At 70.7% G+C, this 13,841-nt stretch carries 14 protein-coding genes and 2 pseudogenes; 10 read left to right on the plus strand and 6 right to left on the minus strand.

Annotated features, from left to right (window positions below; translation table 11 throughout):
• Positions 1-3: 3 nt before the first annotated feature.
• Complete coding sequence (locus tag ACH4UK_RS16240) at positions 4-4,215, plus strand: SAV_2336 N-terminal domain-related protein (RefSeq protein ID WP_398356998.1); 4,212 nt, start codon at positions 4-6, stop codon at positions 4,213-4,215.
• 154 nt (positions 4,216-4,369) lie between these two features.
• Here the strand turns inward: ACH4UK_RS16240 and ACH4UK_RS16245 are convergent, their stop codons facing one another.
• On the minus strand, positions 4,370-4,990 hold the full coding sequence (locus ACH4UK_RS16245) for a hypothetical protein (protein WP_398356780.1): 621 nt from the start codon (positions 4,988-4,990) through the stop codon (positions 4,370-4,372).
• 350 nt (positions 4,991-5,340) lie between these two features.
• On the opposite strand from ACH4UK_RS16245, the pseudogene ACH4UK_RS16250 reads away from it, so the two are divergent.
• From ACH4UK_RS16250 to ACH4UK_RS16275, 6 genes and pseudogenes are all read left to right on the plus strand, one after another.
• Positions 5,341-5,472 (plus strand): annotated as a pseudogene (locus ACH4UK_RS16250) (peptidoglycan-binding protein); the annotation flags it as partial.
• A 138-nt stretch (positions 5,473-5,610) separates the two neighbouring features.
• Positions 5,611-5,985, plus strand: coding sequence for a hypothetical protein (locus ACH4UK_RS16255; RefSeq protein ID WP_398356782.1), 375 nt, complete (start codon positions 5,611-5,613; stop codon positions 5,983-5,985).
• Between the two features lie 153 nt (positions 5,986-6,138).
• Entirely contained in the window at positions 6,139-6,555 is a 417-nt protein-coding gene (locus ACH4UK_RS16260; RefSeq protein ID WP_398356784.1) for a peptidoglycan-binding protein, read from the plus strand.
• 103 nt (positions 6,556-6,658) lie between these two features.
• A complete protein-coding gene (locus ACH4UK_RS16265) occupies positions 6,659-7,528 on the plus strand; it encodes a class I SAM-dependent methyltransferase (protein ID WP_398356785.1) in 870 nt (289 codons plus the stop codon).
• A gap of 143 nt (positions 7,529-7,671) precedes the next feature.
• The gene (locus ACH4UK_RS16270) at positions 7,672-8,052 is read left to right on the plus strand and encodes a hypothetical protein (RefSeq protein WP_398356787.1); all 381 of its coding nucleotides are present in this window, start codon (positions 7,672-7,674) and stop codon (positions 8,050-8,052) included.
• Positions 8,053-8,178: 126 nt separating this feature from the next.
• A pseudogene (locus tag ACH4UK_RS16275) lies at positions 8,179-8,328 on the plus strand (transposase); the annotation flags it as partial.
• A gap of 13 nt (positions 8,329-8,341) precedes the next feature.
• Here ACH4UK_RS16275 and ACH4UK_RS16280 read toward each other — a convergent pair.
• Positions 8,342-8,758, minus strand: a complete 417-nt coding sequence (locus ACH4UK_RS16280) for a pyridoxamine 5'-phosphate oxidase family protein (protein WP_398356999.1) — start codon at positions 8,756-8,758, stop codon at positions 8,342-8,344.
• 161 nt (positions 8,759-8,919) lie between these two features.
• Between ACH4UK_RS16280 and ACH4UK_RS16285 the strand changes: the two genes are divergently transcribed.
• The 3 genes from ACH4UK_RS16285 to ACH4UK_RS16295 all read left to right on the plus strand — a co-directional run bounded on the left by ACH4UK_RS16285 (position 8,920) and on the right by ACH4UK_RS16295 (position 10,266).
• Positions 8,920-9,339, plus strand: coding sequence for a hypothetical protein (locus tag ACH4UK_RS16285; RefSeq protein WP_398356789.1), 420 nt, complete (start codon positions 8,920-8,922; stop codon positions 9,337-9,339).
• Between the two features lie 109 nt (positions 9,340-9,448).
• Positions 9,449-9,874: an aspartate 1-decarboxylase gene (panD, locus tag ACH4UK_RS16290; RefSeq protein ID WP_398356790.1), complete on the plus strand. Its 426-nt coding sequence runs from the start codon at positions 9,449-9,451 to the stop codon at positions 9,872-9,874.
• Between the two features lie 38 nt (positions 9,875-9,912).
• A complete protein-coding gene (locus ACH4UK_RS16295) occupies positions 9,913-10,266 on the plus strand; it encodes a GNAT family N-acetyltransferase (protein WP_398356792.1) in 354 nt (117 codons plus the stop codon).
• Positions 10,267-10,276: 10 nt separating this feature from the next.
• Here ACH4UK_RS16295 and ACH4UK_RS16300 read toward each other — a convergent pair whose 3' ends face one another.
• From ACH4UK_RS16300 to ACH4UK_RS16315, 4 genes are all read right to left on the minus strand, one after another.
• Complete coding sequence (locus ACH4UK_RS16300; protein ID WP_398356794.1) at positions 10,277-11,047, minus strand: PIG-L family deacetylase; 771 nt, start codon at positions 11,045-11,047, stop codon at positions 10,277-10,279.
• 421 nt (positions 11,048-11,468) lie between these two features.
• Positions 11,469-11,912, minus strand: coding sequence for a hypothetical protein (locus ACH4UK_RS16305; protein ID WP_398356796.1), 444 nt, complete (start codon positions 11,910-11,912; stop codon positions 11,469-11,471).
• Positions 11,909-12,439, minus strand: coding sequence for a MarR family winged helix-turn-helix transcriptional regulator (locus ACH4UK_RS16310; protein WP_398356798.1), 531 nt, complete (start codon positions 12,437-12,439; stop codon positions 11,909-11,911). Before ACH4UK_RS16310 ends, ACH4UK_RS16305 begins: the two co-directional genes overlap by 4 nt.
• Before the next feature lie 33 nt (positions 12,440-12,472).
• Positions 12,473-13,840: a diaminopimelate decarboxylase gene (locus ACH4UK_RS16315; protein ID WP_398356800.1), complete on the minus strand. Its 1,368-nt coding sequence runs from the start codon at positions 13,838-13,840 to the stop codon at positions 12,473-12,475.
• Position 13,841 lies beyond the last annotated feature (1 nt).

A 13,841-nucleotide genomic window follows, 5' to 3' on the forward strand; every position in this document is an offset into this window, starting at 1 on the left:
CCGATGTTCGCGGCCGGCGGTCTGGACCGGGTCGTGACGGCGCTCGGCGCCGCTGCTTCCGAGCTCGATGCGACGGCGCTCGCCGAGGCACTCTGGCTGGCCTCCCGCATGGCCGCGGCGGACCCTCCCGGAGTCGGCAGCGCCGTTGCCGAGCCCGCCGCCGAGGAGCCGCCGCCCGCGGCACTGGACGTTCCCGCCCCGCGCGGCGAGGTGGCCGAGCCGCGCACCCGTCCCACCGCGCCGGACGACGACCAGCCGGCCCGTCCGCTGCACGAACGGCTGCCGGAGTCCTCCGGACGCGTCGCCGGCCATGCGGTAGCCGTCCCCGGGGCCACAGCGCTGCCCTTCGCACTGGAGCTGACGCGGGCGCTGCGCCCGTGGAAGCGGTCGTGGCGAGCGGGACGACAGCACGTGCTCGACCTCGACGCGACCGTGGACGGCTACGGCCGCAGCGGGGAGCTGATCCCGGCCTTCGAGCCCGCTCCCGAGCGCTGGTTCGATCTGGTGCTCGTCGTCGACCGCTCGCCCTCGATGCAGGTGTGGCGGGAGACCGCCGACGCCCTCGCCGACCTGCTCGACCGGCTCGGCGCCTTCCGTACGCTCCAGGTCCGTGACCTCGCCCTTGACCCGGATTCCGGAGTCGAACTCACCGACCGCCGGGGGCAGCCGACATCGGCGGGACAGCTGCGTTCCCCCGACGGGCGACGCCTGGTCCTCGTGATGTCGGACTGTACCGATCCGGCCTGGCGGCGCCCCGATATCTGGCAGCAGCTGCGGGCGTGGGCGCAGCACGAACCCGTCGCCCTGCTCAATCCGCTGCCGCCCAAACTGTGGCGCCGCACCGGGCTCGACCTGCCCGTCGTCCGGGCCTCCCTCGACGTCCCCGGCGCCTCCAACACGGGGTTCGCCTTCCGGGTGCCTCCGCTGCCGGCGCGCAGCGCGGGAGTCACCGACCGCGACGCCTGGTTCGCCCTGCCGGTCCTGTCCCTCTCGCCGTACTCCCTCGGACGGTGGGCGCGGGCGGTGATGCTCGCGGCGCCCGAAGGCTGCTCCGCGGCCTTGATCCCACCCGGCGACCGCCTGCAACGGCTGGGCCCCTCCCGGCCCCCGACGCCGAGAACCCCCGAGGAACGCACGGAGGGATTCCTGCGCACGGCAGCCCCCGCCGCCGCGCGACTGGCGGTGCTCTCCTGCTCCCTCGGCGGACTGAGCCTGCACCTCCTGCACGTACTCCGCCGCGAACTGGTCCCGGAGGCGACGACGGAGGATCTCGCGGAGCTGCTCTGCTCCGGCCTGTACGAACTGACCACGGGGCCCACGGGGCGGGTGGCCGTGCGGCCGGCGCCACGGGTACGCGAGCGGCTGGAACAGGAGCTGACCGAGCACGAGGTGCTGCTGCTGAGCCAGGTGCTGGGACGTCACATCGCCTCCGGCCGGAACAGCGGGGAACGGCTCACGGCGGTGGCGGGCGGAGCGGACGGTACGGAGGAACTCGCCGCGGAGGCGGCGTCGGCCGGGACGGCCCTGGCGCGGACGCTGGAGCTCCTCGGAGTGCCGACGCCACCACGCTCCCCGGGGCCCCCGAAGGTCCCCGACTCCGCCGCACCCCAGGCCGCCGAGCGCGCCCTGAGCCTGGCGCTCGCTCTTCTGCCCCAGGGCCGGTCCGTGGTTCACGAGGAAGTCGTCCGGGCCGTGGACGTGGTTCTCGGCATGCTCGCCATGCAGGGCATGGCGGTCGACCGGTCCGTGTTGCTCCGGCAACTGGAGGCCACGGTCGCCCAGTTCGCGCCCGCCGCCGCGTGGGAGGACTCTCGGGGGCACGCGGCGTGGTATCTGCACGGCGAGTTCGCGGGGGAGCGGCACTTCTGGGAGCGCTACCGAGCCTTTCTGAACCGCGGGCGTTTCTTCCCCGCAGACGTGGTCCATCGGCTCGACATGGTCACGGACGCGCTCCTGTCCAGGCTGGAGGACCCGTGCCGTCCCGGGTACTGGAGGCGCTCGGGACTGGCCATCGATCACCTCGGCTCCGGCACGTTCACGTCCGTGATCGGTCTCGCGGCCAAGGCGGTCGATGCCGGCTATCTGAAGATCGTCATCATCGCCGGTCCGAGCAATATCGAGCGAGCCCAGCTGCAGCGGCAGGTGGACGAGGGGCTGCTGGGCTTCGACAGCGCGTCGACGGCCTCCGCGGACGGGGGCGCGGCCATCGGTGCGGGCGCCTTGTGGAACTCCCGCCGCCTCCCCGTCCTCTCCATGACCGACAGCACCGAGAACGGCGACTTCTCGTTGGTCAGGGCCCTGCGGTGGAATCCCGCACCGGACCCCCTCCCACGCGTCTTCGTGATCAAGAGGAACCGGCGGGTCGTCGACGGGCTCTACCGCTGGCTGGAGTACGGGGCATCGCCTCCGGACGCCCCGTTGCTGGTCATCGACACGACGAGCGGCGGAACGGGGGCACGGAAGCCCCCTTCGGCGCTGGACGCGAGGGTCGAACGGCTGCTGAGCGCCGCTCCGAGGTCCGCCTATGTCGGCTTCACCATCGCGCCCATCCGGGCGCTTTCGCACTTGGTCCCGGACTTCATCTACAGCATTCCGCCACCGCCGGACCGGGCCGGACCCGAAGAGCGACTTCCGCTCGTCCGCCCGGTGACGGACGAGGAAGCGTGGCTGCCCGCAGGACACCGTTCTGGCCATGTGCCCTCTCCCGCACTGCCGGACTCGCTGCACTCCGCGATCGACGCGTTCGTGCTGGCCTGTGCCGTGCGCAGGGCGCGCGGGCAGACCCGGGCGCACAACTCCATGCTGGTGTCGGTCAGCCGGTTCGTCGCCGTGCAGGCACAGGTCCGTGACCAGGTGGCCGAGCGCGTCAGGCGCATCGCTGACGGCCTCCGGGAGCCGGGCAGTCCGCACGCCGCCCGCCTGTTGTCCGGCTTCGAAAGCCTGTGGCGCACGGACTTCCTCCCCACGAGCGCAGCAGCCTCGTCGAACACGGACTCATCGCCGATCTCGTGGGACGAGGTGGCCGGGCAACTGGTCGCCGCAGTCAGCAAGATCACCGTCATGTCGGTCAACGGCAGCTCGCTCACCCTGCCCCGTTGGCGCGAGTACGACGGCAACGGCCTGAGCGTCGTGGCCGTGGGGGGCACCAAGCTGGGCCCGGGAACCCTCCTCGAGGGCCTCACCATCAGCTACTGCCTCAGATCCTCGCCCACCTACGACACAGTGAGCCAGTTCACCCAGTCGCTCGCACGTCGCAGCGCCTACGCGGACCTGTGCCGCCTCTACGCCGGCCGCGAGGTCCTGGACGCCCAGGAGCGTCTGACGGCCATGCTCGACGACCAGCGCCAGGAGATCGGAGGGATGGCCGAGCGCGGCATCTCCCCCCGGGAGGTGGCACTGCGGCTGAATCCCGATCTCATCCGCGTCGCGCGGAGCGTTCCCGCGGACCACGACCTGCCGCCGGTGGGGACGGAGCCGCAGAACCTGTCCGGCAGGTCATGGGAGACATCGCGCTTCACCCTCGAGCCACAGGCGCTCGACGAGAACCTGCGGGATCTGGAGCGCTTCGTCCAGCACCTCGGGGGCCCCGTTGTGGCCCAGCGGGCCCACGCCGACGGGAACCTGGTGTGGAGAGGCGTGCGGCCCGAGACGGTCCTGGAGCGGTTCCTCGATGTCTACCGGTCGGCCTCCCCCCGGATGACCGAGCACATGGACCGGCTCCGCGCCTACATCCGCCGGTGTGTGGCCCGGGGTGAGCTGAGGCAGTGGACCGTCCAGTTGGTGAGCCCGTCGAAGGCGACCAGCATGGCCGAGGTGGCCGGCCATCGCATCGGGCTGGTCGTCCGCAGGCCCGTCGCACCCTTCAGCGGGGAGACGTGCGCGATCCGACGGCTGACCAACCCGAGAAACGAACTGGCGGACCTCGACGAGGACCAGTACGCCGCCGCGCTCGACGCGACCCGCGCCGCCGTGATCGGCGAGCAGCCCGGAGAGGGCAGGACCCGCGTGCCCACGTTGCCCTCCCGTTCGGCGGTGAACGCCGTACGGCGTCCGGATCAGGCCTTGCTGTCCGTCTACCTGGTCAGCCATCCGTTCCAGGACCGGACGGTGGAGACCGGCAGCCCCCTGGTAGCGATCGCCATCGCTTTCCCGGTGTCGCCGACGGCCCCCGGGGGAGGGGGCGGTGTGCGTCACGAGAAGCCCGGTGGCAGCTGACCGGGCCCACGAATAGGGCGAGATCCATGGCGGGCTCCGGGCCGCGGAGTACGGGAACAGCGCCACGCCTTGCAGGCGTTGCGGTTCCCGGCCGCGGCCCGACCCCACACAAGATCGTTCCCCGAGTGCGATCAGCGATGAGATCCGTCTCTCCTCAGCTGCCGCTCAGCGGAGATGCCCACGTGGGGTCGTGTCGGGATCTCCTCGTGAGGTGGGCCAGCAGATGCTCCGCCGCGATGGACGCAGTGTCCTGCGGCGCGCCGACCACGGTCAGGGCGGCGATGAGCCTCGACGCTGCTTCGGGCATGTCCGGTTCCGCGAGGAGGGGAAGCAGCAACAGGAGGCGGGTGGCTGAGTCCTGGGCGCCTTCGAGCGCAAGGGATGGGCTGTCGGCGATCCGGATCAGTTCGACCCATGTCAGCCGCGTGCCGGAGAAGTCGCCGTCCCAACTGGCGATCTGCTCGACGTAGCTTCTGCCCGCATGGGTGAGGAGGTAGTCGGTGCCGTAGTCGCCATCCAGATTGCGGTAGACCACCACCGCCCCGGGGCCGCCTTCTGCCGGCACCCTGAACACCGGCCAGCGTTCAGGATCGAAGAGGACCTCGGACAGGGCATCGACATCGGCGCCCTCCTCACCGAACCACTCCGGAACCGGGCGCTCGGCACACCCGCCGCCGCTACACATCGCCAAGAGATAGTTCGACCAGAACCCCGGGTGAACCAGCAATGACTCGCCCGGCACCAGCGGGCCGCCGTCGTATCCCTTGATCAGCACCTCTCGATCCTGTCACCGGCCACTGACACGGCGGGATCCGGGCCGGCAGACGTTCAGGGTGCGTAGGTCCCCATGCCACCTCGACCAACAGGGCCGTTCCTCATTCACACGGCCCGCGGGGCGCTGGACACGGGAGTCGGCGTCGATGATGACGAACGCGCCGAGAGCCTGTGTCGAGGCATACCTGCAATGTCATAGGTTCCGCCCGTCGTGCGACTTCTCCAGACTTGGGCAGGCAAGCAACGCCTCGCCCATGGACCGCGACGGGGAGAGACCATGACCACCACGAAGGCTGCTCGGCTCACCGGTATCGGCTGCTGGAGTAGGTGAAGTGAAGCCCAGACGCGGCGGACCGCATCTCCGGTGACATCACCTGGGCCGCGACGATCCGCTTCCAGAAGAAGAACGGGCTGAAAGCCGACGGCTCCATCGGCCCGAGAAGCTGGCCGAAGCCGCGTGACCTGGACCCGACCGTCTGCTGAGCCGCGTCCCCTGACGGTATCCGTGGCGGCTGTGCCGCGGAGACGGTCAGGTGTGCCAGTCCGGATGTGTATCCACCAGAGCAACACGGGAGTTGATTTGTTGTGCGCGTACGAGCGAACCGCAGGACGACCAAGCGCGTGGCCATCGTGACGACAGCGGCCGCTGCCCTCGCCGCCACCACGATGGCTACGGCGCCGACCGCTTCGGCGGATTCCCGCAGGGGGTGCGACTGGCCGCGCGTCTGCTTCTATCTGACCTCCAGCGACTGGGTCGACGACGACCCCACGGCCTCGTTCCAGGACGTCACGACCTCCTACCAGAATCTCGGCTCCCGGAGCCGAGGCGCCGACTACGTCGTCAACACGCGCAACGACGACCGGGTCTACCTGCGTTACATCCACAACGGCACCGGCGCGACGTCCTATCTGTGCGTGGATCCGAACCACAACCAGCACTTCAGCAACACCTTCACGGTGACCGGGATCCGCATCGACACCGCCTCCAGCTGCTGACGGAACCGACGTAGCCGCGCGGCGGGTCGTCGCTGCGCGTGACCTGGCAGCTCACGGACACGTCCCTCGTCCTTGCGACCGGGCCCGCCCGCGTCATCCGGCGGAACACGTACCGATGTCCAGACCGACCACACTCATCTCCAGGAGTCCTCCATGGCACGCACCGCACCCCGCATGCGCATCCCGCTCGTGCTCGCCTCCCTCACCCTGCTGGGCACCACGGCCACCGGAGGCGTCGCCGCCGCGGCCGAGACCGGCGCCACCGCTGTCGCGGCCTACCCGTGCAACGTCAGCATGAGCTCCACCGGCCGCCTCTCCGCCGGCTACTACAGCGGCACCACGGTCGTTCCGTCCGCTTCGCAGGTGACCTCCGCCGGCAAGGAAGCCCAGTGCCTCCTCCAGTACCACGGCCGCGATCCGGGAACGATCGACGGCATCTTCGGCCGCAACTCCCAGAAAGCGGCCGAGAAGTTTCAGAGCACCGTGAACTACGCCTGCAACACCGACCTGGCCGAGGACGGCAAGGTCGGCCCGCGGACCTGGCCCCACCTGCGTCGCCTCTACTGCTGACCGAGCGGGGTCCGCGGTAGCGCGTCGAGGTGGCGTCGACCAGGAAATACGAGGCGTGCTGTCCCCGCGTCTCCTACCATGGGCCGCCACCGACCCGTCGAGCATGACCAAGGACTCTGTGCATCCCTCCGATCTTCGCGCCAAGGCCCCCTCGCTCGCGGCCGGCATGGCCGCCGCCGATCACAGCTGGGACAGCCAGCTGTCCCAGACTCGCCACCGCACCGCGCTCGTGGCGGGCTGGCAGATCGCGCCAGGTTCAACCGTCCTCGAACTGGGCTGCGGCCAGGGCGATATGACCGCTGTCCTGGCGGAGGCGGTCGGGCCCGAGGGGCGTGTGGTCGCCGTCGACATGGCCGAGCCCTCCTACGGGGCGCCGGTGACTCTGGGGGAATCGGCAGCCCGGCTCACGGCAGGCCCCCTCGGGCCGCGCATCGACTTCCGCTTCGGCACCGACGTCCTTGACCCATCGGTGGACTTCCCCGAACGTGCCTTTGACCACGTGGTGCTCGCACACTGTTCCTGGTATTTCGCATCGCTTGGACAACTGCGAGACACGCTGGCCCGGGTACGGCCGTGGGCGCGGCGGTTGTGGTTCACCGAGTGGGACTTGACGCCTGCGTCCGGTGACCAGTTGGCGCACTTTCTCGCCGTGCTGATCCAGGGGCAGATCGAGGCCGCAGGGCTGCATGGTCAGGGCAACGTCCGCACGGTTCTCTCCCGTGAGGGGCTGCTGCGTCTTCTGCCCGAGGCCGGCTGGACGGCGGACGGCAGCGGGCCGGTCGATACCGAAGAGCTTCAGGACGGTGACTGGGAGATCGCTGCTTGCCTCGACCTGGCCGGAACGGAGGAGCGTCTGGCCGCACTGCCCGAGGCGGTACGACAGCTGGTCCTGAGCCAGGTCGACGTTCTCCGGTCCATCGCCAAGCCGCGCGACAACCGCGCGCTCGCCGCGTATTCGGTCACCGCGCGCTGACCTACGAGACGAAGCGACCGTCGGCTCCGATACGCCCTGTGGACCTCGGAGTCGGCGGATCTGAGCCTGGCCGGACGGATCGCCGTCGGGCGCCGACGGATCGAGGTGTTGGGGACCCGGCCTGTCGAAGAGGAGGACGATGGATGGGACTCATGCTCTGCCCCGCGGACGACGATGTGGCCGGCCCGGACATCTCGTGGTCGCACTACGGGTTCCATCTGTTCAGGGAGTGGCTGGCCCAAAGCGAGGGATTCCATCTTCCCGAGATGGCCGGCTTCGGTGGGAAGCGTGCGTGGAGCAGCATCACCACCACGCTGGCGCCGCTGCTCAACCATCCGGACGACGACGGCGACCTTGCTCCCGCTCAGTGCGCGGCCATGCTGCCACGGCTGGAAGCGATCATCGGCGAGCGGCCACAAGTCGCCGACGATCCCGTCCTCCAGCGTCGCCTTGACGACGCCCGCCGGCTGATCGATGTCTTGAGGTACTGCGTGGACAAGGGCGTCCTGCTCGACTTCTGCTGATCAGCGCACCCAGCAGTTACGGGACAACTCTTAGCCTGTTCTTTATCTGCCGGTTTCGCATGGTGTCTCGAGCTGAGTCGCTCACCTGGGGATGGGCCGGACGTGGTCCTCGAAGTCCGGCGCCCGCCGACCGGTGTTCCCGAACCGCGAGGCGCCGGGCCCGGAGAGCCACCCGGTGCCAAGAACGAACGCCGGGCACTTCGCTACGACGTCGGCAAGGCCGTCAAACGCCCCGAGACCCTCAAGGTCATCGGTAGACCTGGCAGATCCTGGTAGTGGGAGAACGAGCTCAGCGAGTGGCCGTATAGCTCAGATCGTGGGCTGTCAGGGACGAAGGGGTCAGCCGGAGCCACGTCGTGCCGCGCTGATCAGGATCATCATGCAGGTAGTGGACGAAGCGTGAATCCCAGCGGGACTCATCCGTGCCCAGATATCGGACCAACTTGCGGCGACCACGCGGGACGTCGAAGGGAACGAGTTCGGCACGGCCACGGGCGATGACCTGGCGGACAAGCCCTGTAGCGATGTCACATACGTCCACTACAAGAGCGATCTGCGGATCCTCGCGCACACGGTGAAACAGCTTGGTCCAAGGGCCGGTCAGAACCCAGAAGGTGCCCTCCTCCCAGAGAAACCAGACCGGCCGCACGCTCGGTCCATCGGTAGCGATGCGCGCGGTGAGCGGCTGACTGAGGAAGGCGTCAATGCTGAAGGGAGGGGTCGTCACACCTCCATGGTGGTTCTTCCAAGCACCGTCGAACACCCCGACCTTCGGCCTAGGTCGAACCATCGGTAGACCTCGCCTGGTAGGTGAAGAACACGCTTGGGGCGTGTATCGAAAGTGCATCGCGTGCATAGGGTGTCGGCATGTCACTGGGTCACATAGTCCTCGTGTCCGGTCGTGCGATCCGGCTCACCGAGCTACGGATGTCTTCGACCTACGGAGGGATGCTGGAGGGCTACCCGTGCAAGCGCATCAACGACCGCAGGGTCGGCCGGCTCCAGCGACAGGCCGAGCTGGCGTTCCCCTCCACACCGGTCCACCTTGTTCCGCCCCCGCGTGAGTACCCGGACGAGACCGTCGGCGCCTTCGGTCCCGTCGAGGTGCTGCCTTCCGTGGCTTGCGTCGGTGTGTTCGACTCCACGGCGCTCGACCCGGCCATGGATGGTTCCTCCCTCGCCGTCGCCTGGTTCCAGTCGGCACCGGAGGTGCCGACTGGTGAGAAGGCAGACCTTGCGCTTCGTAGCATTCGTTGGGAGGAACTGGCCCAGGACTACGAGCTGTAGCTCAAAAACCTGGCGAGAGCTGACCGGACCCGCGAATCGTTGTAGGCTGCGAGAACAGCCCTTGACCTGCAAGAACGCAGGCAGGGAGCCTACGTCCGGGAGCATCTCAATGGTACGTACCATGTTCAAATCCAAGATCCATCGCGCCACCGTCACCCAGGCCGACCTGCACTACGTCGGCTCCGTGACGATCGACGTCGCACTGATGGAGGCCGCCGACCTGCTGCCCGGCGAGCTGGTCCATATCGTTGACATCGACAACGGCGCCCGCCTGGAGACGTACGTCATCGAGGGCGAGCGCGGCTCCGGCGTCATCGGGATCAACGGCGCGGCCGCACACCTCGTGCACCCCGGTGACCTGGTCATCCTGATCAGCTACGCACAGGTCGACGATGCGGAGGCCCGTGCCCTCGTGCCGCGGGTCGTGCACGTGGACGCGGACAACCGGATCGTGGCGCTCGGCGACGACGCCTCGGCGCCGGTTCCCGGGACGCGTACGCAGCGGAGCCCGCAGGCCGTCGTCGCGGGCGGCTGAGACGGTCGTCCGCGTCCACGAACGAGAAAGCAGGAGCCATGGCGGAGAACGCAGCGGTGGAGATCAGGGACGACCGGGAGCACGGCAACCTCGTGGCGTACGAGGACGGCAGGCCGGCCGGCACCGTCGCGTACTTCGTCATGGAGCCGGCTCCCGGCGCGCTCGTCGCCGTCCACACCGTCGTCCGGCCCGAACACGAGGGCAAGGGCATCGCGGGGGCGCTCGTGAGGGAGTTCTATGCCATGGCCGCCCGCGAGGGCGTCCCCGTCGTGCCCCTGTGCCCGTACGCGGCGAAGTGGGCGCAGCGCCACCCCGACGAGGCGCCCGAGGCGCCGGGCGAGCTCGTCCAGGAGGCGGAGCGGCAGCTCAGGAACCACCCCGAGTTGTTCTGACCGGCGTGCGTCAGGCGCTCAGCTCCGTGGCGGACCCGCCACGGAGCGCGAGGTCCTGGCGGATGTACCACTCGGTGCCGAGCACCTCGCGCTGAACTGCCGGAGACAGGGCGGCGATCAGGCCGGGCGCCGCTCCCCGTGCCACCTCGCTGCGGTGCGCGAGGATCGCGGCCAGCTTCTGCGGCAGCCAGGGGCCGACGTCGACGGTGGCGGTGATCCACGCGTCCTCCGAGCAGTACAGCGCGGCGGCGGCGGTCCCCGGCCGGCCCAGCCTTTCGCCCACGGCAACGGCCGCCGAGCGCGGGTGCGTGGCCAGGTAGAGGGCGCTCGGCTGCCAGGGATCACCGGCTTCCGGATAGAGCCCGGGAAGCCCGGCGGCCCGCACCGCGAGCGCGGTGACCCGGTGGGCGTGCACGTGGTCCGGGTGGCCGGTGATGCCTCCGTAGGCGTCCACCGTGATCACGACCTCCGGCCGGAGGTCACGGATGTGGCCGACCACGGCCTCCACGGCCTCGTCCAGCGGCGCGTCCAGGAACCGGGGCCGGCCCGGGGCCGACTCCGGCACGCGGGCGTCCGCGTAGCCCAGCAGCCGGGGAGCGCCCGCGCCCAGGGCGGCGAGGGCCCGGGTGAGTTCGGCGGCCCGGTGGGTGCCCTCCGCCCAGGTCGCGGTGACCACCGCCGTGCGGGCGCCGGCGGCCGCGTGCCGGGCGAGGACGCCGCCGGAGAACAGACACTCGTCGTCCGGATGGGCGTGGACGGCGAGAACGCTCGGCAGGGACATGGGGACGCCTTTCGTATCGATGGTGCCGGTCCGGGCGTTGCGCCGGAGTGGTTCCGCCCGCTGCGGGCGGGCCGGCGCGACGCCGCTGCCGGCGGACGCATGTGTGGACTCGGCAGGCGGGGGCAGCCGCACCGGGAGACGGTGGAGGAAAGCTCCATCTGTCCTTTTCATGCCGTTGTGGAGGATCGCGATGACCCACCCGTACCCCGACCCCGTACCGCCCTCGCCGACGCCTCCGCCCGTGCCGGGCCCGCCGACCCCGGTGCCCAGTCCGCCGCCCGTGCCGCCGGGGCCCGCACCGATGCCGCCCGGCCCGGCGCCGGACCCGATCCCGCAGCCTCCGGCGCCGGGCCCGGACCCCGTACCGGATCCGGAGCCCGAGCCCCAGCCCGCCGGGACCTGATCGGCGACCGGGTCCGGTTCAGGCCGACGCCAGCGCCTTGTCGGCCCGTTCGGTCAGCGTGAGCAGGATCCGAGCGGTGGTGGCCAGGTCCTCCGCGGGCAGGTCCGCGTAGAGCGGGGCCACGATCTTCGCGGTGCCGTCGGCGATGGCGGCCTGGCGCTCCTGGCCCGCCTCGGTGAAACCGAGGCGGGCCCCGTCGTCGGCCGACGCCGTGAGGAGTCCCGAGGCCGTCAGGGAGGCGAGGACCTCCTCCGCCGTCGCCGCGTCGATCTTCAGCCCGGTGGTGAGGCGTGCCACCAGCCAGGAGCGGTCGGCCGTGCCGCCCCGGGCGGCCAGCGCGTTGAGGGCCAGGGCCTGGTGGAACGTCGTGCCCGTCGTGGCCAGCAGGCTTTCGAGCACGGCCCGGGTGGCGTAGTGGGCCTGGCCGATGATCTGTCCGTCGACGCTCGGGGCGGAGGTCATGACTGCTCCTTCGGGGGTGGTGATGACGGGTCGGGCGCGGCGGCGGGCGGGACGTCGAGCAGCTCGGTCAGGCGGCGTGTGAAGGCCGCTGTCTCCGTGCCGGAGAGCCCGCCCAGTGGCTCGAGCAGGTGGTCCATGAGGCTCCGGACGACCACGACCGCCCGTTCGGTGACGTTCCGCCCCTCCTCGGTGAGGCTCAGCCTGACCGCCCTGCTGTCGGCGGGGTCGGGCGTGCGGGTGAGCAGGCCGCCCGCTTCCAGCGTCCGGGCGAGCTTGGACACGTAGAGCGGTTCGAGGCCGGTGTGGTCGGCCAGGCGGCGCTGGCTGGGCAGGGCGCCGGAGCTCTGGAGGTCGTACAGGGAGCCCACGAGCGAGAACTGCGCATGGGTCAGACCCAGCGGCGTCAGGGCCCGGTCCACGGCGACCCGCCATTTCATGGACAGCCGCCAGACCAGGAAACCCGGTGTCGGGCCCGCCGGAGCCTGCGGTGCGCCACCGCCACCGCCGTCGTCACGCGTTGAGATCATGGGCGATAGAGTACATGGCTACTATGTACATGGCTATTGTTTTCGGTCGCCCCGCTCGATCAGCGCATCCACGTGCGCGAGACCGCTCTCCGCCGCGATGGAGTCCATCGACTGCGCGTCCCGCACCGTCGCGAACGTCACCGCCCCGTCCTGCCCCGCCCGGAATCCGTACACCGCAGGCCGGGGCAGGCTGTTGTACGCCCACGGGGTGGAGAAGTAGTACGCCCCCGTGTCGTACAGCACGACCACGTCGTCCTCGGCCAGTTCCGGCAGCTCCCTGCCGTACGCCACCACGTCCCCCGCGAAGCAGCACGGTCCCGCGATGTCCTGCGCCAGCACGGGCCCGGCCTTCGGAGCACCGTCCGGGCCGAACGCCCCGATCCGCAACGGCCAGGCGTCGGGCATCAGGACGGTACGCGTCGCGGTCTGCGCTCCCGCGTGGGTGAGCGCGATCCGGCGGCCCCCGGCGTCCTTCGTGTACTCCACCCGGGCCCCGATGAAGCCGTTCTTCGCCAGCAGCGACCGGCCGAACTCCGTGACCAGGGCGTAGCGCCCGGAGAAGAGGCCGGGGGCGGCCGCCGTCAGGGCCGCCACATAGTCCGCGTACGTGGGGCGAACGTCCTCGTCGGCGAAGTTGACCGGCAGACCGCCGCCGATGTCCAGACCGGTGACCTGCTGGACGCCCAGCGTCGCGTTGATCTCCTCGGCCAGCTCGTACGTCCGTGCCACCCCGGCCGCGATCAGCTCCAACGGGCAGCCCTGGGAGCCCACATGGGCGTGCAGCCGGGTCAGCCACGGGCGCTCACGGAAGGCCCGGACGATGGCCTCGCGGGCTCCCGGGTCGCGGAGCGCCACCCCGAACTTCGACGTGTCCGTCGCGGTGCTCATCGGCCCGATCGAGCCCCCGCCCACCTGGGGGTTGACCCGCAGCCCGAGGACCGAGGCGGTGCCCGGGTTCCGGAGGGCGTCGATGCGGCGCAGTTCGCCGAGGCTGTCGGCGTTGACGGCCACGCCGAGGGCGAGCGCCAGCCGGATCTCCTCGCGGGTCTTGGCGGGGGAGTCCAGGACGATGCGGGACGCGGCGAACCCGGCCTCCAGGGCGAGGCGCAGTTCACCGGGGCTCGCCACCTCGCACCCCATGCCGCAGTCGGCGAGCAGCCGCAGCACCGGGATGAGGGAACAGGCCTTGGCCGCGAAGGTGTGCAGCACCTCGGGCGGGCCGGTGAACGCGTCGCGCAGGGTCCCGACGGAGGCGCGCACCCCCTCCGTGTCGATGAATCCGGCGACCGGGCCGCCCTCGCCCAGCAGTCCCTGCCCGACGGCCGCCCGGACGACGGCGTCGAAGCGGGCGGCGGGCGCGGCCGGGCCGCCCTCGTGGTGTGCGGAAGTCGTCTGCGTCATA

This window comes from Streptomyces sp. NPDC020884 (genome assembly GCF_044333935.1).
Lineage (GTDB): Bacteria > Actinomycetota > Actinomycetes > Streptomycetales > Streptomycetaceae > Streptomyces.